The sequence below is a fragment of the Marinobacter sp. H13 genome (assembly GCF_059072335.1).
The window spans coordinates 1,179,431-1,204,528 of the sequence record NZ_JCACRU010000001.1 but is presented as its reverse complement, the minus strand read 5'-3'; the positions used below and the strand labels follow the sequence as shown (position 1 = coordinate 1,204,528).

General features: G+C 57.7%; 21 protein-coding genes. 11 read left to right on the top strand and 10 right to left on the bottom strand.

Annotation, left to right across the window (positions count from 1 at the left end):
* Positions 1-24 precede the first annotated feature (24 nt).
* Entirely contained in the window at positions 25-1,383 is a 1,359-nt protein-coding gene (locus AC5JQH_RS05785; RefSeq protein WP_008175355.1) for a TrpB-like pyridoxal phosphate-dependent enzyme, read from the top strand.
* On the opposite strand, the gene AC5JQH_RS05780 is transcribed toward AC5JQH_RS05785, so the two are convergent.
* The 5 genes from AC5JQH_RS05780 to tmpT form a co-directional block, all read right to left on the bottom strand.
* Positions 1,384-3,315 carry an alkaline phosphatase D family protein gene (locus AC5JQH_RS05780; protein WP_487968184.1) on the bottom strand — a complete coding sequence of 644 codons (1,932 nt, stop codon included), beginning with the start codon at positions 3,313-3,315 and terminating at the stop codon, positions 1,384-1,386. It lies immediately after the preceding gene.
* The gene (locus AC5JQH_RS05775) at positions 3,312-4,871 is read right to left on the bottom strand and encodes a SpoVR family protein (protein WP_493805385.1); all 1,560 of its coding nucleotides are present in this window, start codon (positions 4,869-4,871) and stop codon (positions 3,312-3,314) included. The genes AC5JQH_RS05780 and AC5JQH_RS05775 overlap by 4 nt, the downstream gene beginning before the upstream one ends.
* Positions 4,868-6,157 (bottom strand): YeaH/YhbH family protein, encoded by a 1,290-nt coding sequence (locus AC5JQH_RS05770; protein ID WP_206748289.1) that lies wholly within the window; start codon positions 6,155-6,157, stop codon positions 4,868-4,870. The genes AC5JQH_RS05775 and AC5JQH_RS05770 overlap by 4 nt, the downstream gene beginning before the upstream one ends.
* 39 nt (positions 6,158-6,196) lie before the next feature.
* Positions 6,197-8,119, bottom strand: coding sequence for a PrkA family serine protein kinase (locus AC5JQH_RS05765; RefSeq protein WP_008175348.1), 1,923 nt, complete (start codon positions 8,117-8,119; stop codon positions 6,197-6,199).
* 402 nt (positions 8,120-8,521) lie between these two features.
* Positions 8,522-9,175: a thiopurine S-methyltransferase gene (tmpT, locus tag AC5JQH_RS05760; RefSeq protein WP_008175346.1), complete on the bottom strand. Its 654-nt coding sequence runs from the start codon at positions 9,173-9,175 to the stop codon at positions 8,522-8,524.
* Between the two features lie 93 nt (positions 9,176-9,268).
* Between tmpT and AC5JQH_RS05755 the strand changes: the two genes are divergently transcribed.
* A complete protein-coding gene (locus AC5JQH_RS05755) occupies positions 9,269-10,204 on the top strand; it encodes a D-2-hydroxyacid dehydrogenase (protein ID WP_008175345.1) in 936 nt (311 codons plus the stop codon).
* 48 nt (positions 10,205-10,252) lie between these two features.
* Here the strand turns inward: AC5JQH_RS05755 and AC5JQH_RS05750 are convergent, their stop codons facing one another.
* Positions 10,253-11,506 (bottom strand): OmpP1/FadL family transporter, encoded by a 1,254-nt coding sequence (locus AC5JQH_RS05750; protein WP_288366568.1) that lies wholly within the window; start codon positions 11,504-11,506, stop codon positions 10,253-10,255.
* Between the two features lie 200 nt (positions 11,507-11,706).
* On the opposite strand from AC5JQH_RS05750, the gene AC5JQH_RS05745 reads away from it, so the two are divergent.
* On the top strand, positions 11,707-13,068 hold the full coding sequence (locus AC5JQH_RS05745; protein WP_008175341.1) for a YihY/virulence factor BrkB family protein: 1,362 nt from the start codon (positions 11,707-11,709) through the stop codon (positions 13,066-13,068).
* Here AC5JQH_RS05745 and AC5JQH_RS05740 read toward each other — a convergent pair.
* Positions 13,051-14,100 carry an HDOD domain-containing protein gene (locus AC5JQH_RS05740; RefSeq protein ID WP_273156947.1) on the bottom strand — a complete coding sequence of 350 codons (1,050 nt, stop codon included), beginning with the start codon at positions 14,098-14,100 and terminating at the stop codon, positions 13,051-13,053. The genes AC5JQH_RS05745 and AC5JQH_RS05740 overlap by 18 nt on opposite strands.
* Positions 14,101-14,210: 110 nt before the next feature.
* Positions 14,211-15,440 carry a DUF445 domain-containing protein gene (locus tag AC5JQH_RS05735; protein WP_039882103.1) on the bottom strand — a complete coding sequence of 410 codons (1,230 nt, stop codon included), beginning with the start codon at positions 15,438-15,440 and terminating at the stop codon, positions 14,211-14,213.
* A gap of 531 nt (positions 15,441-15,971) precedes the next feature.
* On the opposite strand from AC5JQH_RS05735, the gene AC5JQH_RS05730 reads away from it, so the two are divergent.
* From AC5JQH_RS05730 to AC5JQH_RS05720, 3 genes are all read left to right on the top strand, one after another.
* Positions 15,972-17,732: a DUF3141 domain-containing protein gene (locus AC5JQH_RS05730; protein WP_100169508.1), complete on the top strand. Its 1,761-nt coding sequence runs from the start codon at positions 15,972-15,974 to the stop codon at positions 17,730-17,732.
* A complete protein-coding gene (locus AC5JQH_RS05725; RefSeq protein WP_288366557.1) occupies positions 17,729-18,916 on the top strand; it encodes a thiolase family protein in 1,188 nt (395 codons plus the stop codon). Before AC5JQH_RS05730 ends, AC5JQH_RS05725 begins: the two co-directional genes overlap by 4 nt.
* A 113-nt stretch (positions 18,917-19,029) precedes the next feature.
* Positions 19,030-19,230: a YHS domain-containing protein gene (locus AC5JQH_RS05720; RefSeq protein ID WP_008175323.1), complete on the top strand. Its 201-nt coding sequence runs from the start codon at positions 19,030-19,032 to the stop codon at positions 19,228-19,230.
* Between the two features lie 148 nt (positions 19,231-19,378).
* On the opposite strand, the gene AC5JQH_RS05715 is transcribed toward AC5JQH_RS05720, so the two are convergent.
* Both AC5JQH_RS05715 and AC5JQH_RS05710 read right to left on the bottom strand, forming a co-directional pair.
* A complete protein-coding gene (locus tag AC5JQH_RS05715; RefSeq protein ID WP_288366553.1) occupies positions 19,379-20,113 on the bottom strand; it encodes a 16S rRNA (uracil(1498)-N(3))-methyltransferase in 735 nt (244 codons plus the stop codon).
* Between the two features lie 29 nt (positions 20,114-20,142).
* A complete protein-coding gene (locus AC5JQH_RS05710) occupies positions 20,143-21,495 on the bottom strand; it encodes an adenosylmethionine--8-amino-7-oxononanoate transaminase (RefSeq protein ID WP_053112939.1) in 1,353 nt (450 codons plus the stop codon).
* Positions 21,496-21,744: 249 nt separating this feature from the next.
* Between AC5JQH_RS05710 and AC5JQH_RS05705 the strand changes: the two genes are divergently transcribed.
* From AC5JQH_RS05705 to AC5JQH_RS05685, 5 genes are all read left to right on the top strand, one after another.
* Positions 21,745-22,218 carry a type VI secretion system PAAR protein gene (locus AC5JQH_RS05705; protein ID WP_082220541.1) on the top strand — a complete coding sequence of 158 codons (474 nt, stop codon included), beginning with the start codon at positions 21,745-21,747 and terminating at the stop codon, positions 22,216-22,218.
* Positions 22,219-23,481 carry a phospholipase effector Tle1 domain-containing protein gene (locus tag AC5JQH_RS05700; RefSeq protein WP_199185500.1) on the top strand — a complete coding sequence of 421 codons (1,263 nt, stop codon included), beginning with the start codon at positions 22,219-22,221 and terminating at the stop codon, positions 23,479-23,481.
* Entirely contained in the window at positions 23,478-24,086 is a 609-nt protein-coding gene (locus tag AC5JQH_RS05695; RefSeq protein WP_053112937.1) for a DUF2931 family protein, read from the top strand. Before AC5JQH_RS05700 ends, AC5JQH_RS05695 begins: the two co-directional genes overlap by 4 nt.
* 85 nt (positions 24,087-24,171) lie before the next feature.
* Positions 24,172-24,564, top strand: coding sequence for a hypothetical protein (locus AC5JQH_RS05690; RefSeq protein ID WP_053112936.1), 393 nt, complete (start codon positions 24,172-24,174; stop codon positions 24,562-24,564).
* A 64-nt stretch (positions 24,565-24,628) separates the two neighbouring features.
* Positions 24,629-25,021: a hypothetical protein gene (locus tag AC5JQH_RS05685; RefSeq protein ID WP_139216037.1), complete on the top strand. Its 393-nt coding sequence runs from the start codon at positions 24,629-24,631 to the stop codon at positions 25,019-25,021.
* Positions 25,022-25,098: the final 77 nt, after the last annotated feature.

Genomic DNA, 25,098 nt, shown 5'->3' with positions numbered 1-25,098 from the left:
ACAAACAGTAGGGATTTTTAATTCATGCAAACCAAGTTCCTTCTCGAAGAAAGCCAGATGCCGAAATACTGGTACAACCTGCAGGCGGATCTGCCTGAGCCGTTGCCCGCCGTGCTGCACCCGGGCACCCAGCAACCAGTGGGCCCGTCCGATCTTGAGCCGTTATTTCCGATGGCCTTGATTGAACAGGAAGTGACCACTGAGCGGGAAATCGAGATCCCTGAGCCGGTACGTGACGTTTACAACCTCTGGCGGCCGGCGCCTCTGTACCGGGCCCATCGTCTCGAGAAGGCCCTCGGCACACCGGCAAAGATCTTCTACAAATACGAAGGCGTCAGCCCGGCGGGCAGTCACAAACCGAATACTGCAATTCCCCAGGCTTTCTACAATCGTGAAGCGGGCATTCGCACCCTCACTACCGAAACCGGTGCAGGGCAGTGGGGCACATCGCTGTCCTTTGCCGGCTCTCTGTTCGATATCGACGTTACGGTGTTCCAGGTTAGGGTTTCCTACAACCAGAAGCCCTATCGCCGAGCGGTCATGGAAACCTACGGCGCCAAATGTGTGGCTTCGCCCTCGGAGCTGACCGAGTTTGGCCGCAAGGTGCTGGCAGAGACTCCGGACCACAATGGTAGTCTGGGCATCGCCATCTCCGAAGCGGTGGAACTGGCGGTCAAGGACCCGAACACCAAGTATGCCCTGGGCTCGGTTCTCAACCATGTGTTGCTTCACCAGAGCATCATCGGCCTGGAAGCCATGCAGCAGATGGAAATGGCGAACTGCTGGCCCGATGTGATTGTGGGTTGTACTGGCGGTGGTTCCAACTTTGCCGGAATTGCTTTCCCGTTTATGGGGCACGCCCTGAGAGGCGGCGAGAAATCCCGGATTGTGGCGGTAGAGCCCTCGGCCTGTCCCACGCTGACCCGGGGCAAGTACGCCTACGATTACGGTGATACTGCCCACATGACCCCGCTGACCAAGATGCATACCCTGGGCTCCGGCTTTACACCGCCGGGCTTCCACGCCGGCGGTCTGCGGTACCACGGTATGGCACCCCTGGTTTCACATGCCAAGGAGCTGGGGCTGTTTGATGCGGTGTCCTACACTCAGCGGGAGTGCTTCGAGGCCGGCGTTCTGTTTGCGAGGAACGAAGGTATCGTGCCGGCTCCGGAGGCCAACCATGCGGTCAAGGGTGCCATTGACGAAGCCCTGCGCTGCAAGCGGGAAGGCAAGGATGAGGTGATCCTGTTCAACCTCTGCGGTCATGGCCATTTTGATATGGCAGCCTACACCTCCTACTTCGCCGGTGAACTGAGCGACCACGAGTACGACGAACAGGAACTGGCCATGGCCCTGTCCGGGCTGCCCTCGGTCAACGCCTGATCAGTCGTCTTTCGCCCGCTGTTTGAAAATCGTACCCCCGCCGCCGGCATCCAGTTGTCGGATGGCGGTGGGTGCGCCCTCGTCATCCAGTCGCACGTCTCCGATGCCCGCGCCGTTCCACAGCCGCTCGCCGGCCTCGCGGCCCTCGGGTAGCCTGGGGGAAATCCACATGCGCCGTCTCTTGGTGAACCAGTTAAGGGGCGACCAGGGTGCGAACAGCCAGCGATTGAGCCGGTCCAGCCATTCCAGCAGGGCGTTGGGGAATTCGTTCTTGATGCCGCTACTGGTGATCTGCCAGACGCGGGGACCGTTCTGTTTGTGGCGCACCCTCACATCGTAGGCAAACGAATAGTGAACATCGCCTGAGAGAATCACGAAGTGTCTGGGCGTTCGGGGGTGGCCGAAGATATTCAGTAGCACACTGGCCGCGCCCCGATGCGCCATCCAGTTTTCAGCATCCACCAACAGCGGCTTGCCAAAGAAGGTAAACACCCGCTGGATCATCTCGATGAGCTTTACCCCGAACATTGGCGCCGGCGAAACCACCACGACGGCATCCTCGCCCATGATTTCGTGTTGAAAATCGGTCAGTGATTCCCAGTCCATCAGTCCGGAGGGGTGACTGCGCCGGATTTCGCTCCGCCAGCGATGGGTGCGGGTGTCCAGCACCACCAGTCTGGGTGATGTTGGCAGGCTGAAGTGCCAGTGTTGAAAGTGGAACAGCTGGTCGATCAGATCATCCTGAATGGCCGTATCCAGCTCGTGTTGCCCGTTGCTGGACTCGAACAGCCTCTGACACTGTTCGATCAGTTGGCCGAAATTGCCAGGCTGGTTGCCCCAGCCCTGGCACAAAAGATAGCCCAGCAGGGCATTGCCAATAATGCGCCGGGAAAAGGGGTGTTCGTAAGCGGTGGTTTCCCAGAGCGCGGAGAGATTCCAGTCGTCCGTCACGTCATGATCGTCAAAGATCATATAGACGGGCACGTTGGCCATGGCCCGCGCTGCCTGCGGAAGGCTCTTGCGGAACTCGTTGATGGCGGCCTGTTCTTTCCGATAGCGCGCCAGCTCGTCCGGGTCATCGACCGGTTCAGCACTGGTCACACACGCCCAGGGTTCCGGGGACCAGACCAGCAGATACATGGCCATCACCTCGGCAAAGGAAATCAGGTGATTGCCCGCATTGGCCGTGGTGAACACCGGTTTGCGGACGCCACCGAAGAAGCGCTCGGTCAGGTCTTCATTGAATTCGGATTCCGGCAGCAGTTCATCCCGGTGGTAATAGGCATTCGCCACCGAAGTCAGTTCCTTGCTGTGCGAAAGCGAGGCGCCTTCCAGTACCTCCTGGTAAAGGCCCAGTTGGTGAATGACACACTGGATGGCATGTAACATCGGGCCGGCCACATCATCGGCGTAAACCTGGTCGCCGGTCATCAGGAGCAGAGACGGAACGTCCTCAAGCTTCTGTGCCTTCTGCAGTTCTTCATCCACTCGAACCAGCCCATCAGGAGAGGGGTGGTGGGGTCTTCGGCAAGAGCCGTGGAGTATTCGGTCCAGCCTGGATTTCAGGGTAAAGCCTGGCCTCTCCCGGCCCTCGGGGCAGAGATGTGGAGCCCACGTCCGGATCCACTGGCAAGCCTCTGAGCCGTCGGCGGTGAGCCCCAGGTCGTATTCCAGCCGGGTGTCCTTTGGGAGAGTAGCCTCAGGCGTAATGGTCAGCAGGTTCAGCCAGGCTCGGGTACCAATTCTGAGTCGTGAAAACTCTGAATCGGCTAACGGACGATCCAGCAGGAGCTCTGTGCCTTTGAATACCTGAATTGCGAACTCTGACTGTTCGCTGGTTACCAGCCACAGAACAATAGAGTCCGGCGCGGAATGACGTAAAATTGGGCCGGCCAGTACCGGCCCGAATTTGCCATCTGGCTCCAGATTCAGTCCTCCTCAAGTTCTCTTGGCGGGCAGTGGTGGTCTTCCACAACCGTGCCATCGTCCACGCTCTCGAGGTGCACATCAAAGCCCCACAACCGGTGCACGTGCCGCAGGACTTCATCAGTTTCCTTGCCCAGGGGGACGCGGTCCACGGGAATATGGCGCAGGGTCAGTGAGCGATCGCCGCGCACATCCACATTCCATACCTGGATGTTGGGTTCCCGATAGCTGAGGTTGTACTGGCGCGCCAGTTTCTCTCGCAGGTCCCGGTAGCCGGGGTCATCGTGGATGGCGGTTACCCGGTACACGTCTTCCTGGTCATCATTCTGGATTGCGAAAAGTTTCAGATCCCGCATTACCTTGGGGGAGAGGAACTGCTGGATGAAGCTCTCGTCCTTGAAGTTCTTCATCGCAAAATGAAGGGTTTCCAGCCAGTCGCTGCCGGCGATGTCCGGGAACCACTCACGGTCTTCGTCTGTCGGGTTCTCGCAGATCCTGCGCAGATCCGTAAAGATGGAGAATCCCAGGGTGTATGGGTTAATGCCCGAATACCACGGGCTGTTGAATGGCGGCTGGTACACCACCGCCGAGTGGCTCTGGAGAAACTCGAGCATGAAGCCGTCGGTCACCAGCCCCTTGTCGTACATGCGATGCAGCAGGGTGTAGTGCCAGAAGGTGGCCCAGCCTTCATTCATGACCTGGGTCTGGCGCTGGGGATAGAAGTACTGCCCAAGCTTCCGCACGATGCGGATGATTTCCCGTTGCCAGGTTTCCAGCAGGGGCGAGTTCTTCTCGATGAAGTAGAGAATGTTTTCCTGGGGCTCTTCTGGATAGCGTTTGCGACGCCTTACCGGGTCATCGTCCTCGTCAAGCTTCGGTATTGTCCGCCAGAGATCGTTGATGCGCCTCTGCTGGTATTCTTCCCGCTCTTTCTGGCGCCGCACTTCTTCCGACGCCGATATCGGGGCTGGCCGCTTGTAGCGGTCTACCCCATAGTTCATGAGGGCGTGGCAGGAATCCAGGATCTCCTCCACGGCGTCCACGCCATAGCGCTCCTCGCACTCCGCCACGTAATGACGGGCAAACACCAGGTAATCGATGATCGCGCTGGCGTCGGTCCAGGTGCGGAACAGGTAGTTACCCTTGAAGAAGGAGTTGTGGCCATAAGAGGCATGGGCAATAACCAGCGCCTGCATCGGCAGGGTGTTTTCCTCCATCAGGTAGGCGATGCAGGGATTGGAGTTGATCACGATCTCGTAGGCCAGGCCCATCTGGCCGCGCTGATAGCCCTTGGATGTGCTGAGAAACTGTTTGCCGAAGGACCAGTGATGGTAGCCAACCGGCATGCCCACGGAGCTGTAGGCGTCCATCATCTGCTCGGCGCTGATCACCTCGATTTGGTTCGGGTAGGTGTCCAGGCCGAACTCGGCGGCGCACTTGGCAATCTCGTCATCGTATTCCTGGATCAGCTCGAAGGTCCACTCAGAGCCCGTGGAGATCGGCTCCCGGGCCCTGGGCTGATCACTTCCCGGCATATTGGGGCGGTCCATGAGGTTGGTCATGCGGCTTTCCTCTCGAACAGCTGGCGGAATACCGGGTAGATTTCACCGGGGTCGGCGATCTGCTGCAGGGCAAAGCTCTGGGGGAATTGCTCCTGAATCTTCTCGTATTCATACCAGAGCATCTGGTGGTCCTGCGGCGTGATTTCCACATAGGCAAAGTACTGAACCAGCGGCAGGATATTGTCGGCCAGGATCTTGCCGCATACCGGGGAATCGTCGTTCCAGTTATCCCCGTCGGACGCCTGCGCTGCGTAGATGTTCCATTCTGCCGGGGAATAACGGGACTCAATAATCTTGTGCATCAGCTTGAGGGCGCTGGAGACGATCGTGCCCCCGGTTTCCCGCGAATAGAAGAACTCTTCCTCGTCCACTTCCTTGGCGCTGGTGTGATGTCGGATGAAGACCACTTCGATCTTCTTGTAGTTTTTCTTGAGGAACAGGTACAGCAGGATGAAAAACCGCTTGGCGATGTCCTTGTGCATCTGGGTCATGGATCCGGATACATCCATCAGGCAAAACATCACGGCGCTGGTGGCCGGCTGCGGTTTTTTCAGGTGCTGGCGATAGCGCAGGTCGATTTCATCAATGAAGGGAATGCGGCGAACGTTTGCTTTCAGTCGCGCGATTTCCTCCTCGAGTACCTGGATCTGATCCTCATGGCTGAACGCCGGGTCCAGATCTTCTGGCGCCGATTTCAGCGCTTCAAGCTGCTTTTCCAGATCCCGGATCTTCTTCTTGCGCGCCCCTCCCAGGCCCAGCCTGCGCGCGTGGGCCCCGCGCAATGAGCGCACTACATCAAGCTTGGCCGGCACCCCATCGGTGCTGAAGCCAGAGCGGACATATTTGAAGGCTTCGGTATCCTTGAGTTTCTTGCGGGCCAGGTTCGGCAGTTCGAGATCGTCGAACAGAAAATCCAGGAATTCTTCCTGGGTAATCTGGAAAGCGAACTCATCCATGCCTTCGCCGTCCGGGCTGGCCTGCCCCTGCCCGGAGCCCTGGCCCCCACCACCATCGGGCTTGGGAATGGTGTCACCGGCCACAAACTCCTGGTTGCCCGGATGCACCATCTCCCGCTTGCCGCCCTGGCCATGGTGAAAGATGGGTTCTTCAATGTCGCGAGACGGAATACTGACTTTCTCGCCCCGCTCTATATCGGTGATCGAGCGTTTCTGAACAGCATCCGACACCGCACGTTTGATGTGGTGTCGGTAACGGCGCAGGAACCGTTCACGGTTCACTGCGCTCTTGTTCTTACCGTTCAGTCGCCGGTCGACTATGTGGGTCATTCCCATGGCGTTACTCCAGCTCAGTGAATGGTCACTGACTTAGTGAGACTTGCGAACCCGCAGGTACCATTCAGCCAACAGCCGCACCTGCTTCTCCGTGTAGCCTCGGTCGACCATACGCTCGACGAACTGCTTGTGCTTGTTCTGATCTTCCTGACTCGCTTTCGGGTTGAAAGAAATCACAGGCAACAGATCCTCGGTGTTCGAGAACATTTTCTTCTCGATCACGGCGCGCAGTTTCTCGTAGCTGAGCCAGGACGGATTCTTGCCACCGTTGTTCGCCCGGGCCCGCAGGACGAAGTTGACCACTTCGTTGCGGAAATCCTTCGGGTTGGAAATGCCCGCCGGTTTCTCGATTTTTTCCAGCTCTTCGTTGATTGAGGAGCGGTCGAGGATCTCGCCGGTATCCGGATCCCGGTATTCCTGATCCTGAATCCAGAAATCGGCATAGGTGACATACCGGTCGAACAGGTTCTGGCCGTATTCGCTGTAGCTCTCGAGGTATGCGGTCTGGATTTCCTTGCCGATAAACTGCACATAGTGCGGTGCCAGGAATTCCTTGATGAACCGGAGATACTTCTCATGAGTTTCAGCAGGGAACTGCTCCTGTTCGATCTGTTTTTCAAGAACGTAGAGCAGATGCACCGGGTTGGCGGCCACTTCAGTGGTGTCGAAATTGAACACCTTGGACAGGATCTTGAAGGCGAAACGTGTGGAGAGCCCATCCATACCTTCCATCACGCCGGCGGCGTCACGGTACTCCTGGATCGATTTGGCTTTCGGGTCCGTGTCCTTGATGTTCTGGCCGTCATAAACCCGCATCTTGGAGAAGATGCTGGAGTTTTCCGGCTCCTTGATGCGCGACAGCACGGAGAACTGGGCCAGCATGTCCAAAGTGTCGGGCGCGCAGGGAGCACCTTCCAGGGAGCTGTTGCTCAGCAGTTTCTTGTAGATCTCGATTTCTTCCGTAACCCGAACACAGTAGGGCACCTTGACGATATAGACCCGGTCAAGGAACGCCTCGTTGTGTTTGTTGTTGCGGAAGGTCTGCCACTCTGATTCGTTGGAGTGGGCCAGGATCACGCCATCAAAGGGCACCGAGCCCATGCCTTCGGTGGTGTTGTAGTTGCCTTCCTGGGTCGCGGTCAGCAACGGATGCAGGACCTTGATGGGAGCCTTGAACATCTCCACGAACTCCATCAGGCCCTGGTTGGCCTTACACAGGCCACCGCTGAAGCTGTACGCATCCGGATCATCCTGGGAGAAATCCTCCAGCATGCGGATGTTGACCTTGCCCACGAGGGCGGAAATGTCCTGGTTGTTGTCGTCCCCGGGTTCGGTTTTGGAGACAGCGACCTGGTCGAGTACCGACGGATACATTTTCACAACGCGGAACTGGCTGATGTCGCCGCCGAATTCGTGCAGCCGTTTAACGGCCCAGGGCGACATGATGTTTTTCAGGTAGCGAGCGGGGATGCCGTATTCTTCTTCCAGAATCTGGGCGTCTTCGGCCGGATCGAACAGGCCAAGTGGAGATTCGTTCACTGGCGAGCCCTTGATGGCGTAGAAGGGCACTTTTTGCATCAGTGACTTGAGCTTTTCCGCGAGGGAGGATTTACCACCGCCCACGGGACCAAGCAGGTAAAGAATCTGTTTCTTTTCTTCCAGGCCCTGGGCAGCATGGCGGAAGAAGGAGACGATGTTTTCTACGGCGTCTTCCATGCCATAGAACTCGGAAAACTCGGGGTACCGCTTGATGACCTTGTTGGAAAATATCCTTGAAAGCCTCGGATCTTTCGAGGTGTCGACGAACTCTGGCTCGCCGATGGCAATTAACATTCTCTCAGCGGCCGTGGCGTAGGCCGTTGGGTCCTTTTTGCAGATCTCCAGGTATTCCTCAAGACTGTATTCTTCTTCCTGAGTACTCTCATACCGGTCTTTGAAGTGCTGCAGTATGCTCATAGATCGCCCTCGCTCGCTGTATCTTCAGCTTTCAGTTCACGCAATTTCCCCGTTGCAGTCAGTTCCGCCCGTCCGGGCGGTTTATTTAGTTATGGGTGGAAGGAATGGATACTTACAAGCCTGTGCACGATCTTGTCGAGGTCGGCTTGCTTACTGTGAGCTTAGTTCACGGTTCGGGAGTTGGACAGTGGGTGAGTGGTTAAGGTTCATTAAATTATGTTAGGCGGGTGTGTTGGTTTTGTAGCTTGCCGGGTTTGTGGGGGGACCGTGTGAGGGGGCTGGAGTGCACCGGGTGGCTTTCTGACAACGAATTGGCAACTCGCTTCGCTCAGACATCAAATTCGTTGTCAGAAAGCCACCCGGTACACTCCGATCAGGCCTCCGGGGGGATGCCCCGGGAAGCTAGAGTTTGGTTAAACGGAAGACGCTTTCAGATGCGTTTTCCAGGCCTTTTCTCTTTGTAAACGGATGATCCTTGGCCAGGGTATTGGTCAGGATGTGCTCGATTTTATAGTCGTCCTGGTAAAGTTCCCGCACTTCCTCGTCACTGACGTTGAACGGCGGGCCCTTGATTTCGGTGTCGTAGTCCAGGGTGATGAGCAGGATTCTGGTGCCGTCGGGGATTATGGCGGTAAGGTGGTTTACGTAGTCTCTGCGCATGTGGGGCGGCAGGGCGATCAGGGCGGCCCGGTCGTAGACCAGTCGAACGTGTTTGAGGTCTTCCGGAACCAGTTGGAAGAAGTCGCCGCACCAGAGCTGCAGGTTGTCGTGTTTGAAGGTTATGAAGGGTTCGCCGGGGTGAACTTTGGCTTTCTCGCCGGCTTCTTCGAAGAAGTCCTTGCAGGCCAGTTCGCTCAGCTCTACACCGATGATCGGATGGCCGCGGTCGTGGAGCCACCACATGTCGTGGGCTTTGCCGCAGAGGGGCACGAAAACGGCGTCGGTGCCTTTGCCAGCCAGTTCCGGCCAATGGTCGTGGAGATACTGGTTAACCGTGCCCTCGTGGAAACCGATTTCTTTTTTGGCCCAGCGTTCGTGCCAGAATTCATGTTCCATGGTTCATACCCTGTTCGTGCTTGGACATGTTGAGTTTTGGACGTTTAACCAAGTCTACCCTAATCTGTGGCCATCTGGATTCAGGAGAAAAGTATGAAAGCTGTGTTTCTTGATGCCAAAACTCTTGGCGACGATGTGGATCTCTCGCCCATCGAGTCGGTGACCGGCGGGTTGGAAAAGTATGATCGGACCACGCCGGATCAGATCCTGGAACGCATCCGGGGGTTCGATACCGTGCTGGTCAATAAAGTAGTGCTCACCCGTGAGCATTTCGAGGCCTGCCCCGAACTCAAGACCATCGCCGTGGTGGCGACCGGATTGAATAACATCGATCAGGCGGCGGCGAAGGATCACGGCATCAAGGTCATGAACGTGACCAACTACGGCCGCTCAACGGTGGCGCAGCACACCATGGCGTTGATGCTGGCACTGGCCACTCGGCTTCTGGATTACACCCGCGATGTCCAGGCAGGGCGATGGGGCAAAAGTGACATGTTCTGCCTGATGGATCATCCGATCATGGAACTGGAGGGGCGCACTCTTGGTATTGTCGGTTACGGTGATCTGGGGCAGGGCGTGGCGGAGCGGGCTGCGGCCTTTGGTATGAAGGTTCTTCTTGGAGCTCGGCCCGGGCAGGAACCGGGTGTGGTCGATGGCTATTCGCGAATTCCACTGGACGAATTGCTACCCCAGGCAGACGTGCTCTCGCTGCACTGCCTGCTGACCGACGAGACCCGGGATCTGATCGGTGCCCGCGAACTGAAAATGATGAAGCCCGACTCGTTGCTCATCAACACCAGCCGCGGAGGCCTGGTAAACGAACAGGCGCTTGCGGACGCGCTGCGCGCCGGTGAGATCGGCGGTGCCGGTTTCGATGTGTTGACCGAGGAACCGCCCCGCAACGGCAACCCTTTGCTGGCGGACGATATTCCCAATCTGATTATGACCCCGCACTCGGCCTGGGCCAGTCGGGAAGCGCGGCAGAGGATCGTCGGCATCACCGCTGTCAATCTGAAATCTGTGCTGTAACAGGAAAGCCCCGGAAGATCCGGGGCTTTGCAGACTGGCCTTGGGAGATCAGTATTTCCAGCCCACGCTCACCGAGGCACCCAGCTGGTACATTTCCAGATCAATGGTCTGGTTCGGTGCCAGTGGGTTGGGTCCGGTCACTGTCTTGGCCGGGGAGTAAAAGGCCATGCCAGAGACATCGAGGTTTTCGGTGAAGCTGTGGGTGAATCCGCCAGTCAAGTGCCACTCCTGAACGCCCGGCGCCAGGATGTTGAACAGCACATCTTCGTCGGAGATAGGATTCTCTCCATAGCTGACGCCGGCCCGCCAGGCATGCGCCGGTGTTTGCTGCCACTGCCAACCCAGCTTGACGATGGTCATGTCGTCCCAGCCAAAGCCTGCGCCGTTATCATCGCCAAGCTGTGCGGTCTGCAGATTGGGCAGCAGCGGGTTGCCCACGCTGTTGATCTCGCTGTAACGGATGTGTTGGATATCCAGCAGGAACCAGTGGTTTTCAAGTCCGGACCAGGCGATGCCCGCGTTGAACATCTGGCGAATGTCGAAGTCGCCCTGTTCCGCAAAAAGGCCGCGGTATTTGTCGAATTCGTTCATCTTCAGAATGTTGCGCCAGCTCAGGCCGCCGCGGAGGGTGTCGGTGATTTCACCTTGCCAGCCGATCTGGTAACCGTAGCCCCAGGCATCGTCGGTGCCGTTGTTGGAAAGCGCGCCCGGGTCTGATGAGAATGGCGCGAAGCTCTGCAGGCCTTCAGCTTCGAAGCGCTGGTAGGCAATGACTGGTGAAATGCCGAAGGCCTGGTTGTCGGAGAACTCCCAGGACCAGGTCGGGGCAATAAAAAGCTGTTCGAGGTTTACGCCGGTACGGCCTGCATAGAAAGGCCCGCCACTTTCACCAGAGTAGTCGGTGTTCATGCCACGATTGGCATACACTGAAACCCCGAAACGTGTGGTGTCGGAAAGTTCCCGATTAAAGCCCAGGTGGGGGATAACGAAACCGTTGCGGCTGCTTTTGTATGTGCCCGGCTGCAATGAGAACGCAGGGGGAGGAGAGACTGGACCCTCTACGGTGTATTCCCGCCGGGGCGAAAAAACTTCGAACCCACCGTCAATCCGGTTCCCGACAAAAGCCATACCGGCCGGGTTGGTTGGCGCTGCAATGCTGTCCTGGGACAGCGCAGTGCCTGCGCCGGCCATGCCTTTGCTGATGGTGCCGTAGCCGTGACTGAAATAGCCGTTGGTGGCCAGGGCAGTCATCGGTGAGAAGGCGGTAAGTGCAGCAACGCCCAGAGCAAGTTTGATTCGCATAAGAAAATACCTGGTCAGAAAATACCATTTCTTGAATAGCGGCCTTTTTACAGAAGATCTGTTATAAGAGGAGGTAATAAATGATGATATGGTTATATTGGATGTGTGTCCCTCGCAAACTGCCGTTAATCGGCCATACTCTGGTTACACCGGATATCTGACTGATAATCTGAACAAAACATGGAACGACAGGACCTAAAGTGGCTTCATTCCAATTAAAAGACCGGCTTCAGGCAGCTGAGCGCTGGATTCTGGCGAATCCCAATCCGCCCCAGAGTTGGCCCTGGACCTGGTTGTACAAGGTCGGCCGCACTGCCTATGCGATGGCCCGGGATGTTCTCAGTGGACAATTGACTCTCCATGCCATGAGTCTTGTGTACACAACCCTGCTGAGTATCGTGCCTCTGCTTGCCCTTAGCTTCTCGGTGTTGAAGGCGCTGGGAGTGCATCAGCGAATGGAGCCGTTCCTGTTCCAGTTCTTTGAACCGCTGGGACCCCAGGGGATAGAGCTCGCCGAGCAGATTCTCGGATTCGTCGATAACATGAAAGTCGGAGTGCTCGGTTCTGTGGGGCTGGCGTTGTTGGTCTACACGGTGGTTTCCCTGCTGCAGAAAATAGAACGCTCCTTCAACATGATCTGGCGCGTCCCGGATATGCGCTCCATGGCGCAGCGCTTCAGTAACTACCTGAGCGTGATCATGGTGGGACCACTGCTGATGGTTTCGGCCATTGGCGTCAGCGCCACCATTTTTTCCTCAACCATTGTCCAGAAGCTCATAGAAATTGAGCCGTTTGGTTCGGTAATTCTTGTTGCCAGCCGTTTCACCCCATTTTTCCTGGTGGTTGGCGCATTCACGTTCGTTTACGTGTTCATGCCCAATACCCGGGTCAAGTTGCGTTATGCGGCCATCGGCGGTCTGGTGGCTGGTGTTTCCTGGCAGGCAGGCGGAATGCTGTTTGCCTCCTTTGTGGCGGGCTCTGCCAAGTACGCAGCAATCTATTCCAGTTTCGCCATCGGCATCATCCTGCTGATCTGGATCTATCTGAACTGGATGATCCTGCTTCTGGGTGCCAGCCTGGCGTTCTATCTGCAGAATCCGGGATCAGTGGCCAAGCGCCGGCAAGTGCAATTGGCGCCGGAACTGCAGGAGAATGTAGCGTTAGCGACCATGTGGCTGGTGGCCAAACCCTTCAGCGAGGGTAAGCCGGCACCTCAGCAGGAGGTGTTGGAACACCAGTTGAGGGTGCCAGGCGAAGTAACCCGCGCGCTCAGTGACAAGTTGATCCGGGCGGGGCTGCTTAGCCTGGCCGGCAGCCAGGGCGATCGACTTGTGCCGGGGCGTGCGCTGGATCTGATCACCGTGGGCGAGGTTTTGAAAGTGGTGCGCAACGATGAGGACCGGATCGTTGACCGGTTACCAAAGGTCATCCCTGCCGAATTGATAGGCCCGCGCAAGGTGGAGGAAACGCGAACCTTCGCTGAGTTGTTGCGGGCCGGTGATGACCTGGAGAAGCCCAGGCGTCGCGCTCAGGCGGAACCTGTGTCAGCTTCTGACAGTTGAGCGGCCGCCCTCCCGGAGCATCTTCTGCAGCGCCTGTCGCACGCTGCTGATTTGCTCCGGGGTCAGGCGCACCACTTTGGGCAGATCCTCTTCCGCAAGATTCCGCTGGTGGGCGTGCCTGAGTACTTCCCGGGTACCAATGACCATGCCATCGGTCAGAGGCGTATGCTTCTGCCTGGGGGCTGGTCGTTCTGCCGCCAGGAGATAGGCGTGGTACTTGGGAGGAAGGTTCCATTCATTCGCAAGTAGCTGGCAGGTGGCCCACTGGTACCTCGCCAGGGCATGGCGAATAAGCGCTGGCTCCGGTTCACCAGTTGCTGTGCGTGACCGGCAGATGCGCTGCAATTCCCGACGGATAGTGATGTAAGCCAATGAGGGCAGCAAACCCACCATGAAGTGCGCACTGGTGTCTTCGCCCTGTGTTCTGGCAATCAGTTCTGCTGCCCGGGCACAGGTCAGACCCCAGCGCCAGGCGCGCTGGCCAAATAATGCTTCACGGCTGTTCCTTGCCGCCATCATGGGGCGCATGACGGCTGCGGAAATGACGTTCCGGATGCCATCCACCCCCAGCACAAACACCGCCTGGTCTACCGATTCAATGGCATGGTCACTGGTTCGGAAGTAGGGGCTGTTGGCAATCTGGAGTAGCTGATCGGTCAGCGACGGATCACCAAGAATGATTTCTGTGAGCCGATGGCGGTCGGTTGATTCATCGGACAGGGCCCGCATGAGCATCGGCAGGCTCATGGGTTGGCGGGGAAGCTCTTCCATCCGGTTGTTGGTAAGGCGCTTGTGTAGCTCTTCCAGCACCTCATCCCATACTGAAAGATCGGCCCGCAACGTTGCGGGTTCTGCGTCCAGCAGCCAGGAGAACAAGTGGTCTTCCAGATGCTGGGCGAGTTCCGGGCCTGTGTCCGGAGTGTCGTTGGCCGGGTTCTCCGGAGCCGGATTGAACAGCCGCGCTTCCGGAGCCGGCGGTGCAGGCTGCTTTGTTGCGAATAATCCTGAAATCCAGGAGAGAAAACCTGGCATCCGTTGCCTCCGGGTCGAACCTGTTCGAAGTAATGAACCTCCGTTTCCGAGAGTATAGATGTACGACGCATCCTTGCACAGGTTTTAAGCCCTTGAATTATTGCAGGAATTTACAGGAACGACTCCCCGAACACGAACACCAGTTGGCAGACACCGGCGCCAAAGCCGAGGAATGCGCCCACCAGGATCAGTTTGATTTCATCCTCCTGGAAACAGGGCCGGAGCAAGTCCTGAAACTCTTCGGAAGACAGGGCAATCATCCGCTCGACCATGATGGATTCCACGGCCCGGGCCCGGTCCTTCTCGAACACCGGGTTGTTGAACGATGTCTGCGATATTTCGATGGCTTTTTCGCCGACCTTGTTCTTGAGGGTGGCAAAGCCGGTGGGCCCGAAGGCCATCTGGGTCAGCGCCTTGCCCATGCCAGCGGTTTCATCCACCAGCGGTTTGATGTGTTTCTTGACCATGTTGCGGGCGCGGTCGCCTTTGGGGCCGTCGAGAATGGCGTTGATAATGTTGCCAACGGTGAGAATCTCGTGGGTAACAATGTGACAGAAGGACTCCGCCACGGCCGGCTGGCGTTTCAGGAACAGGCCCTGAATCCGGAAGGGGCCGACTTTTTTCGCGTGCAGCGGCCGGAAAATCACGTTCAGGGCAATCCAGTTGGTGGCCCAACCCACCAGAAGGCCGAAGAAGGGAAGCACCCACCAGCTCGGGTAGAGATACCAGACCGCCATCTGGATCAGGCCGAACAGGAAGCCGAAGTAGAGCCCCGAGTTGATGATGAACCGGAATTCCACCTCGCCGCATTCAATAAAGATCCGGTTCAGCAGCTCCTTGTCGGCGGCCAGGCGCTCGATGACCATGCCCTTGATATCCAGCAGGTCCTCGATGTTGTCGGACACGTCTTCCACCAGATTGTCCACCAGCTGAGGCGTGGATTTGCGGACGCGATCGTAGACCATCTTCCGGGCCGAGGCCGGCAGGTTTTCCCAGAAGGTGGGGTACTCCTTGAGCATCATCTCATCCACATATTCTTCGATGCGGGGTTCGACGGAGTGAACGATATGGGTGGCGAGGACTTTCGGATCGATCTGCTGGAAGATCTCTCGAACGGTGCCGATCTTTGAAATGGTGGCATCGACACTGATGGCCGCCATTTTTCGCGCCTTGGAGGGAATAATGCCTTGCCAGCCCAGTAGCGGTGGTTTGCCGATGAATTCCAGGGGGTAGAAGGTCATCTTGATGGCGAGCCAGTTGGTGCTCCAGCCGATCAGGGCGGCAATCACCGGGATACTGAGATATTGCCAGAATTCTTGGGTGTTTAGCAGGCTCGTCATCCTGGTACTCGCAGTCTCTTTAGTATTTTTGCTCTGACTCTGAGCGGGCGCGGGCAGGCGCTTCTGAAACACGCTGTGAATACGTCCCTGTATGCTCGGCTCCGCCATCTATGGCTCCGCACGGTTTCAGAAGTGCCCACCCGCTGTCAATGACCTGGGCGCCAGCTTGCGACGGCGGCACGGTCGGGGGTTGATCAACCGCTGATATTGCCTCATAACCATTTCCGGGCAGGAAGTATGTGTTCAGTCTAGATTCAGCTTGATCACATAGACTGGACACTAACGGTTAGCAAGAGCCGAAAGCTACACGCTTTCACCTCGTCCTGTTCTGGCCCATGGGTCGAGCAGATTCCCGTATCGCGGTGAGAGATTGAAGTGCGGATTTTGGCAATGTCTTCCTCGGGGTGGCCCTCGGTTTCATACTGGGCAAAACAGTTGGGGGTGTTCATCTTCGCTTGGCTGGCAATCCGGCTGCGCCTCGCAGAACCAGCTTAACCAAACCATATCCTGACACTGAGAGCTAAAACGACTATGAATACCAAGCTAACGAGAGACAAGGGGCCCGACCCGATGGTCAGGTCTGACAAACAGGCCACCATCCAGAGCAACCCGGCGGCGGAACTGTTCGCCTACCAGACCGACCTGTGGCGGCGCTGGGTGCGCTACCTGGACACCCTGCGCGAGCGAGCCAATAACATGCTCGAGCATGAGCAGGCCGGCAAGCCACCGCTACTCGACTTCGACTATGAAATGATCCTGGACGGCCGCCGACTGGAGCGCCCCGCCAATTATGCCCTGCTACGTATCACCCGGGTCGGCGAGGACTGTCTGGAAGACTGCCTTGACGAGACCAAACCGCCGGTGATGATCGTCGATCCGCGCGCCGGTCATGGCCCCGGCATCGGCGGTTTCAAGCAAGATTCCGAAGTAGGCATGGCACTCCACGAGGGGCACCCGGTCTATTTCGCGATCTTCTTCCCCGAGCCCATGCCCGGGCAGACGCTGGAGGACGTGTTAAACGTACTGCGGCGCTTCGTCGAGACGCTGGCCGAGCGCCATCCCGGCATGCCGCCGGTGCTCTACGGCAACTGCCAGGCGGGATGGGCCATCGCACTGCTCTCGGCTGATTGTGAGGGCCTGGTCGGGCCGGCGGTGCTTAACGGCTCACCGCTGTCCTACTGGTCCGGCGAATCCGGCGTTAATCCCATGCGCCTCGCCGGCGGGCTGCTGGGCGGCGCCTGGGTGACGCACCTGCTGGCGGACCTGGGGGGCGGGCGCTTTGATGGCGCCCATCTGGCGGCCAACTTCGAATCCCTCAAGCCGGCAAATACCTTGTGGCAGAAGGACTACCAGTTGTTTGCCGACATCGACGGTCAGCGCGAGCGATTTCTGGACTTCGAGCGTTGGTGGACCGGCTTCTATAGCCTGAGCAAGGAAGAGATTGTTGCTATCGTCGAGAATCTCTTCATCGGTAACAAGCTGGAGCGTGGCGAGTTTGAAGTCCATCCCGGTTGCACCGTTGACCTCAAGCGCATCCGCAACCCGCTGGTGATCTTCGCCTCCAGTGGAGACAACATCACCCCACCGCACCAGGCGCTCAACTGGATCCCCGCGGTGTACCCGGACACCAAGGCACTCAAGGCCGCTGGCCAGCGCATCGTCTACCTGATCAACCCACACGTTGGCCATCTGGGAATCTTCGTTTCCGCCAAGGTCGCACGGCTGGAGCACCGGGCGATCCTCGAGAGCGTCGGCGATCTCAATGACCTTGCCCCCGGGCTCTACGAGATGAAGATAGACAATCCCACCGGCGACCCGGACTGTCACAAGCCCCAGTTCCAGGTGCGTTTCGAGGAACGTCAGGTGGAAGATCTGGAGTACCCGGACCAGGCACCGGAGTTCGAGCGCGTAAAAGCCCTCTCCAGGCGCAATGTGGCCCTCTACGAGACCTTTGCCGGGCCCTGGGTACGGCGGGTCACCACCCCCTGGTCGGCCGAGATGCTGCGCCAACTGCATCCGGCAAGAACCAGCCGCCTGATGTTCTCGGAGCGCTTCGCGCCCTGGATGGGCGGGGTCAAGTGGCTGGCCGAGAGGATGGAGACCAGGCCAACGCCGGTCAATAGCAGTAACCCCTATCGGCAATGGGAGACGTCAATGAGCGACTCCATCGCCTCGGCACTGACGCTTGCGGGCACGGCCCGCGACAGTGTCTTCGAGATGGCGTTTAAAAGGCTCTATGGCGGGTTATGGCCCGGCAAGGACAAAACAGATACGCGAGGTGATCAATCATGAAAGAATCCAACGTCGTTCTCTGCGCCCCGGTACGCACAGCCATCGGTACCTACGGTGGCACACTCAAGGCCATACCGGCACCCGACCTCGGTGCTACTGCCATCGCCGAGAGCCTGCGCCGCTCGGGCCTGACCCCCGACGATGTGCAGAGTGTGGTGCTGGGTCAGGTGGTTCAGGCCGGCGCCAGGATGAATCCGGCGCGCCAGGCTGCGATCCACGCCGGATTGCCGGTGTCGGTGCCGGCCATGACGGTCAACCGGGTCTGCGGCTCCGGCGCCCAGGCGGTGATTAACGCCGCGCAGGAGGTGATGCTCGGGCATCGTGACTGTGCTATCGCCGGCGGAATGGAGAACATGGATCTTGCGCCCTATCTGGATCTGCACGGGCGCTGGGGCCACCGCATGGGCAATGGCGAGATTTACGACAGCATGCTGCGCGACGGGCTCAATGATGCCTTCTCTGATCAGCACTCCGGGTGGCACACCGAAGACCTGGTCAGCCGCTTTGACATCAGCCGCGAGGACCAGGACCGTTGGGCGGCGCGCAGCCAGCAACGCTTCAGCGAGGCTCAGGCGGCAGGACGCTTCGACGCAGAGATCGTGCCGGTCGAAGTCACATCCCACAAGGGCACGGCGGCCTTCGGGCGCGATGAGCACAATCGCCCCGACGCCACCGCCGAGGGCCTCGGCAAACTCAGGCCGGCCTTCCGCAAGGACGGCACCATTACCGCCGGTAACGCCCCTGGGCTGAACACGGGTGCGGCAGCAATGATCGTCGCTGATCGCGCCTGGGCGGAACGCCGTGGCCTTGAGCCCATGGCGCGGCTGGTGAGTTACGGCATCGGCGCGGTGGAGCCCGGCTATTTCGGCCTGGGCCCGGTACCGGCGGTGCAACAGGCACTGGCACGTGCCGGCTGGAGCATGGGTGATATCGAGCGCATCGAGATCAACGAAGCCTTTGCCGCCATCGTCCTTGCCCTGACCCGGGAGCTCGGTCTGGCCGAGGATATCGTTAACGTGGAAGGCGGCGCGATTGCGCACGGCCATCCAATCGGAGCCACCGGCGCAGTGCTGACCACCCGGCTGTTACACGCCATGGCCCGGGATGGCGTGCGCCGTGGCGTGGTTACCCTGTGCATCGGTGGCGGCCAGGGGGTAGCGCTGGCGTTGGAACGCCTGGCGTAATCACGAATCAACCCGCACGCGCAGCTCGATAAGCTCACCGATGCGGTGGTCTGTTAGTGGAAAGGCGCAGCAAAATCTGCATTATTGTGAACTGTAAAAGAGAGAGGGCAACAATGAAACGCGGACGAGAAGAGCAAAAATCTTTCGAGGATCCGGTCTGTGGCATGCAGGTCAGCTACAAGACAGCCCCTGCGGAGTCCGAATACCAGGGTAAACACTATTACTTCTGTGCGACGGCTTGCCGCGAACAGTTCGACGCGGACCCCGAACGGTATGTTCGGGCGCACCGGCAGCATGGGTCAAGGCGTGGGTGAACCTGGCAGCATTCGTGATCGTGATCGGCGCCGCCCTGGCTGTTGAGTGATGCCCGGCTTTGCTGCAGGCTGACAGGGATTGTGTCGCCGACCCCTCTATGTCGATGACGTGGGCGCCAGATCGAGACGGCGGCACGGTCGGGGTTGGTCAGCTGCCGATATCGCCCCATAGCCATTGACAAAGCGCCATGGCTGCAACCGGTGCGGTTTCGGTTCTCAGTACCCGAGGGCCCAGGGCCACCGGCAGGAAACCTTCTTTTTCCGCCTGGGCGATTTCCTCGGGGGAAAGGCCGCCCTCGGGGCCGATCATCAGGGCGACGCGTTCGGGGGGGATAATGGATTTGAGTGCATGCTCGGTACGGTGGTGAAGGACAAGACGCACTTCGCAGTCCCGGCTGTGTTCCAGCCACTGGGAAACGGTCATCACCGGCAGGATCTCGGGCACCCGGGCGCGACCGCATTGCTCGGCGGCGCTGATGGCGACGGATTGCCAGTGGCGCAGGCGCTTGTCTTCCCGGTCGCCCTTGAGTTTTACGTCGCACCGTTCTGTGCTCAGCGGCACGATGCGGGTAACGCCCATTTCCACCGCTTTCTGCACTGCGTAGTCCATGCGGTCACCCTTGGAGAGAGTCTGGCCGAGAACGATTTCCAGTGGGGATTCGGTGGTGTTGGCTTCCGGGGTACCAACCTGGACTTCCACGTTCTTCTTGCTGGCACTGGAAATGGTGGCGGGGTAGTCGTTGCCATCACCGTTGAAAAGCAGCAGCTCCTGTCCCGGCTGCATGCGCAATACCCGGCCCACATGTTGTGCGGCGTTGTCATCAAGTGCTGCGGTGCCGCCCTCGGTGAGGGCGGAATCGGTGTAGATGCGGGGTATGCGCATGAGCTGGTCTCTCAGATTCCGGGCGGCTGTCAGTCGCGAACTGCGATCTCAATGCCTTCCGTCGCAACCTGGCCCAGATGGCGGATCTGTTCTTCGGTGATCACGTAAGGCGGCATGAAGTAAACCACATTACCCAGGGGGCGAAGCAAGGCCTGGCGGGTTAATGCATGCTGGTAAACACGAATGCCACGGCGCTCCTGCCAGGGGAAGGGCGTTTTCGACGCTTTATCTTTCACCATTTCCACCGCCATGGTCATGCCATGCTGGCGAATGTCGCCGACATTGGGGTGCTCCGCAAGATGGGCGACGGATTTGGCCATGCACGTGGAGAGCGCGCGGTTGCTCTCAATCACATTGTCATCCCGGAAGATGTCCAGGGTCGCCAACGCCACGGCGCAGCCAATGGGGTTGCCCGTGTAGCTGTGGCTGTGCAGAAACGCCTTGAGGGTCTCATAGTCGTCGTAGAAGGCGTTGTAGACATCATCGGTGGTCAGTACCACCGACAGAGGCAGGTAGCCGGCGGTGAGCCCCTTGGACAGGCACATGAAATCCGGAGTGATGCCCGACTGCTCACAGGCAAACAGGGTGCCGGTGCGGCCAAAACCAACGGCAATCTCATCGGCAATCAGGTGCACGCCATAGCGGTCGCAGGCTTCCCGCAGTTTGGTGTGGTAGATGGGATGGTGCATGCGCATGCCGCCGGCGCACTGGATCAGCGGCTCCACCACCACGGCGCAGATTTCGTCGTGCTTCTCGGCCAGCAGCTTTTCCATGGCCTCAAACTGGCGCAATGCATAGGCTTCGTCGGTCTCACCCGGCTCCTTGTTGAAGGCGTCCGGTGAGGGGGCTGTCAGAACTTCCATCAGTAGCGGCTGATAGGTGTCCTTGTAAAGCGATACATCGCCGAGTGCGAGGGCGCCCAGGGTTTCACCGTGGTAGCTGTTGCTCAGGTTCACGAAGTTCTTCTTGCCCGGTTTGCCGTGGTTCTTCCAGTAGTGGAAGCTCATCTTCAGGGCCGCTTCGATGGCCGAGGAGCCGTTGTCGGCGTAAAAGACTTTGTTCAGGCCGGGTGGAGTAACCTCGATGAGTCGCTCGGACAGATTGACCACCGGCTCGTGGGTAAAACCCGCGAGGATGACGTGTTCCAACTCGCCAATCTGCTTCTGGATCGCCGCGTTGATTCTCGGATTGGCGTGGCCAAAGAGATTGACCCACCAGGAGCTGACGGCATCGATAAATCGATTGCCTTCAAAGTCCTCAAGCCAGACACCCTCGCCACGCTTGATGGGCACCAGGGGCACGGCGCCTTCGTGGTCTTTCATCTGGGTGCAGGGGTGCCACACGGACTTGAGGCCACGGGTGACGAGGTCAGCATTGCGCATGATAATTCTCCGTCAGACGGTCTGATTCTGGGTTGTCGCTGTTAACCTGTGCGAATATTACAGTTAACAGCGGGTATCGGCCACCCGGATTTCGGGTCGAGCTGGCCCGGTATTGCCTGACGTTTCCTCGCTCTTGATTCCGTCACACTGTGAGATCGATGGGTTTGGCTGGAAGAGCGCTTCAGTATAAACTGCCGTTTTACCCGCAACGGGCCAGGATGGCCCGGCAAATAACGCAAAGGACGCGACATGAGTAAAGCGATTGTTCTGCTCGGAGACCTCGGCTCCGATCACGAAGGTTTCCCGCCCACGCCGGTGATTGCCGGTTCCCCCGATGTGCTGATTGATGGCAGGCCCGTTGCCCGGGTAGGCGACCCGCTGGCACCCCATTCCAAACCCAAGCATCCACCCCATCCCCGCACCATCACCGGTGGTTCGTCCACCGTGATGATCAACGGCAAACCGGCGGCGGTGACAGGCGGGGCGATTTCGTGTGGCGGTGTGACTATTGGGTCGGGGTCGGTGGTTATTGGTGATACTCACACGCCGGCGTCATTTTCGGGAGTATCCAGCGCCCCTGCGAAGTTAGGCAGGATTTTTGATGCTGCAGAATCCAAGAGTGGAGTTGAGGGTCTTTTGGATGCAGAAATGAAGACTGGGCCATCTCAATTGCGAGACGGTAGTCGTGCCGATGACGCCGATTTGAAGCATAGTCAAGATTAGATTCTTACTCGTCCTAACAAGCGAGAGAAAGCTGGAAATTCGCTGAGAATAGGCATCTTCTTCGATGGAACTGCCAACCACAAAGACAACGACAAACACCTGCCAGATAGGGATATTACCAATGTCGCGAAGTTGTTTGATCTCTACGAGTCTGGAGCAAATTCAGAGCGGATTTACATCCCCGGGCCAGGAACGATTGCCGGGCATATCGCGCCAGACGGCTTTGACGCTCGCGAAGACATAATTGGTTTGGCCTTGGGGGTAGGTCCCGAAGGGGGCCACAAACGGATTCAGACAGCGATCACTGCACTCAACGACATTCTGGACGAAAGTAAGCCTGATGTAGTTGTGTTGGATGTATTCGGGTTTAGCAGGGGAGCCGCGCTGGCCCGGCATTTCGTGAATCTCGTTAATGAGTGGCCCGCCTCAATAATTTTGCCAGAGATAAATGAGCCGAGCCTGTCAACGTCGGTAGTTAGCTTTCGTAAGTTAAATGCGTTTCCTCGCGATATCACTGCAAGAGTCGGATTTATAGGATTATTCGATACTGTAGGAAGCTTCTATCTTCCCGGAAATCAAAATAACCTGGATTTTAATGTCAATCTCAGGCCGGACAGTGCCGACAGGATTGTTCATCTGACCGCTCATCATGAGATCCGTAGAAACTTCCCCCTTTCGAGTATCCGGGAACCTGCTGGACTTCCATCCAATTTCTCAGAGATAGCATTGCCGGGTGTCCACTCGGATGTTGGTGGGGGTTATGAAAATCCGGTTGGAGGTATCCAGAATCACGAAATCTTCACTGTCAGAGTCTTTTCTGGTCACGGTATGAATTATCGGACAATCCAGAGTGCCCAGAAAAAAATTGAAGCGCTTAACCGAAATGATCACCGCAACATCCAGGCTCGCGTTGAGGGCACGGATGTAATCGCGGAGGAGAGGCGAGCAACTCGAAAGGAATTGGCGATTCATGCTCTTCACCTTATGTATGAGATGGCGGTATCAGAGGGCCTGCCCATGTCGCCTATGGATTTGTCAAACGCCAACCACAGAATCCCCGATGACCTTAAGAAAGCTATTGACGCTTGGCAGGAAGCTGGAGCCAACCTCTTTGCTGCTAGGAAGTATTTGGGGAAATACATGCATACCTCACATCGAGAGGATGTATTGCCTCACCTTCCTGAGAACTCTGGTAAGAGAAGGATCTTCTATAACAGGCCCTCGTTAGCCGTCCAACAACAAGAGGTCACTGCACGACCATGACAAAGCACGTTGCAAATTGTCTCGCCATCAGCCGCCAGATGGTGTTGTTGGTGTTGATCACTGGCCTTGTTGCCTGCTCTTCGGAGAGAAAAACCTATGAATACACCGTCATCGTCTCCGGGGGGCCATCCGGGTGGCCGGTCTGGGTTGAAGAGGTAACACTGAACGGCGACCGCAGAATACCCGGTGGAGCAATCAGTTACGGGTATGATCAAACGCCTCCAACTGGCGGCCGAATTGTTATAGACCCGGCACCAGTTCCGGAACGGGTCGAAGCCCGCTGGTTTTCGCACAGGGAGCAGAAATTTTACGAGGTCTCGCTACCCATGCCCGAGGAATTCAGTGAGACCGTTGCCGAGTGGTTCGAAGATTATCCGACGCCGAAGTATGGGCATTACTTTATCGTTGGCTTCTCAGGCAAAGGCCAGGCTCTGGCGTGGTGGCGAGCATCGTGTCGGGATTGCGCGGGTGACGAAGATTCAGGTTTTGCCGCCCCGGTAATCGACGAATTACGTGCTGAAGCTGCAAATGGTGACCCCTCCGGCTATCAAGCGCAGGTGCAGCATTACATTGACAAAGGGGTCATCCCTGCGCCCGCCAGGTAGGACGTTGAGCTGTCGTTACGCAAAAGAGAAATGCGTAGTGAAGGTGACTCCATGATGGGCACCAATATCACTTAGGTCATTGCTGATGATCGAGGCACTCACAGTTATTTCAGCGTTCTTGGGGATTGCCTCCATGATAGGCGGCTTACTGGGAATACTGTTTACAGTGACAGTAGCGTTTTCGAGGATACGCGTGGTAGAGGCCAAGATTGCCGCGCCCGGCGCCTACCTGGATATGACAAAAATTCTGTGGGGCGATGGCCCCTGGGGAAGGTGGATTCGTGCCATGAACGTCTGGGCCTTTTTCACCTACAGGAATCTCCCTGTGATCGGTAGCAAAGTTGCGTTGCGAATGGGTACAGAGGATAAGGCGACTCCCAGGAATTTAAAGCTGTGGGCGCTTATCCCTGTCAGCTTTACTTTTGTCTGCGCAATGATCTTTGCGTTGTCGGCAATTTTTTTGGTGATTGTTGAGTGAAAAGTCGCCCGCTGTGAACAGCCCCTTTTTTCTCTTACAAAACCGAGCTATGGGGCGAGCAACCGTGAGTGATGAATGGCGAATCTTTGCAGCACATGTGGTGGCTGGAGGCATTCTGCTGAACCTGTTGTTCATCTTTGTGATCGTGACCACGGGGTTTCGTTATGCCAAAAAAATAGAACAACGAGTCGCGACGCATTCTGGCAGTCTTTCCAGTATCAGCCAGATCTGGTCAGAGGCGCTTGTCGGTCGTCTCGTCAGGTGCAGCCATGTCTTTGCGTTCCTTGTTTTCCGTAATTGTTCGTCTCGTTTCTGGCACAGGCGAGCATCGACGTTGGGCGACCCAGATGTTCCGCTGCCAAAGCTCTGGCAAGCGTGGTGTCTCGTTCCTGTTCTGTCAATGTATGGAACGCTCGCCGTTGTTCTGGTGGCAGGTGTATTAATGCAGTCTGAATGAAGCGCTCCCGCCGATGGCAAACTGCTGGGCTTGCCGGCATCTGCCGCAGCGCAAGTGTCTGAGATTTTGAAGTTCTT

Excerpts from the sequence above, each read along its gene's own strand:
- AC5JQH_RS05785 (WP_008175355.1), top strand. The coding sequence starts at position 25 with ATGCAAACCAAGTTCCTTCTCGAAGAAAGCCAGATGCCGAAATACTGG.
- AC5JQH_RS05775 (WP_493805385.1), bottom strand. The coding sequence starts at position 4,871 with ATGACCAACCTCATGGACCGCCCCAATATGCCGGGAAGTGATCAGCCC.
- AC5JQH_RS05770 (WP_206748289.1), bottom strand. The coding sequence starts at position 6,157 with ATGACCCACATAGTCGACCGGCGACTGAACGGTAAGAACAAGAGCGCA.
- AC5JQH_RS05765 (WP_008175348.1), bottom strand. The coding sequence starts at position 8,119 with ATGAGCATACTGCAGCACTTCAAAGACCGGTATGAGAGTACTCAGGAA.
- tmpT (WP_008175346.1), bottom strand. The coding sequence starts at position 9,175 with ATGGAACATGAATTCTGGCACGAACGCTGGGCCAAAAAAGAAATCGGT.
- AC5JQH_RS05755 (WP_008175345.1), top strand. The coding sequence starts at position 9,269 with ATGAAAGCTGTGTTTCTTGATGCCAAAACTCTTGGCGACGATGTGGAT.
- AC5JQH_RS05750 (WP_288366568.1), bottom strand. The coding sequence starts at position 11,506 with ATGCGAATCAAACTTGCTCTGGGCGTTGCTGCACTTACCGCCTTCTCA.
- AC5JQH_RS05740 (WP_273156947.1), bottom strand. The coding sequence starts at position 14,100 with ATGCCAGGTTTTCTCTCCTGGATTTCAGGATTATTCGCAACAAAGCAG.
- AC5JQH_RS05735 (WP_039882103.1), bottom strand. The coding sequence starts at position 15,440 with ATGACGAGCCTGCTAAACACCCAAGAATTCTGGCAATATCTCAGTATC.
- AC5JQH_RS05730 (WP_100169508.1), top strand. The coding sequence starts at position 15,972 with ATGAATACCAAGCTAACGAGAGACAAGGGGCCCGACCCGATGGTCAGG.
- AC5JQH_RS05725 (WP_288366557.1), top strand. The coding sequence starts at position 17,729 with ATGAAAGAATCCAACGTCGTTCTCTGCGCCCCGGTACGCACAGCCATC.
- AC5JQH_RS05720 (WP_008175323.1), top strand. The coding sequence starts at position 19,030 with ATGAAACGCGGACGAGAAGAGCAAAAATCTTTCGAGGATCCGGTCTGT.
- AC5JQH_RS05715 (WP_288366553.1), bottom strand. The coding sequence starts at position 20,113 with ATGCGCATACCCCGCATCTACACCGATTCCGCCCTCACCGAGGGCGGC.
- AC5JQH_RS05710 (WP_053112939.1), bottom strand. The coding sequence starts at position 21,495 with ATGCGCAATGCTGACCTCGTCACCCGTGGCCTCAAGTCCGTGTGGCAC.
- AC5JQH_RS05705 (WP_082220541.1), top strand. The coding sequence starts at position 21,745 with ATGAGTAAAGCGATTGTTCTGCTCGGAGACCTCGGCTCCGATCACGAA.
- AC5JQH_RS05695 (WP_053112937.1), top strand. The coding sequence starts at position 23,478 with ATGACAAAGCACGTTGCAAATTGTCTCGCCATCAGCCGCCAGATGGTG.
- AC5JQH_RS05690 (WP_053112936.1), top strand. The coding sequence starts at position 24,172 with ATGATCGAGGCACTCACAGTTATTTCAGCGTTCTTGGGGATTGCCTCC.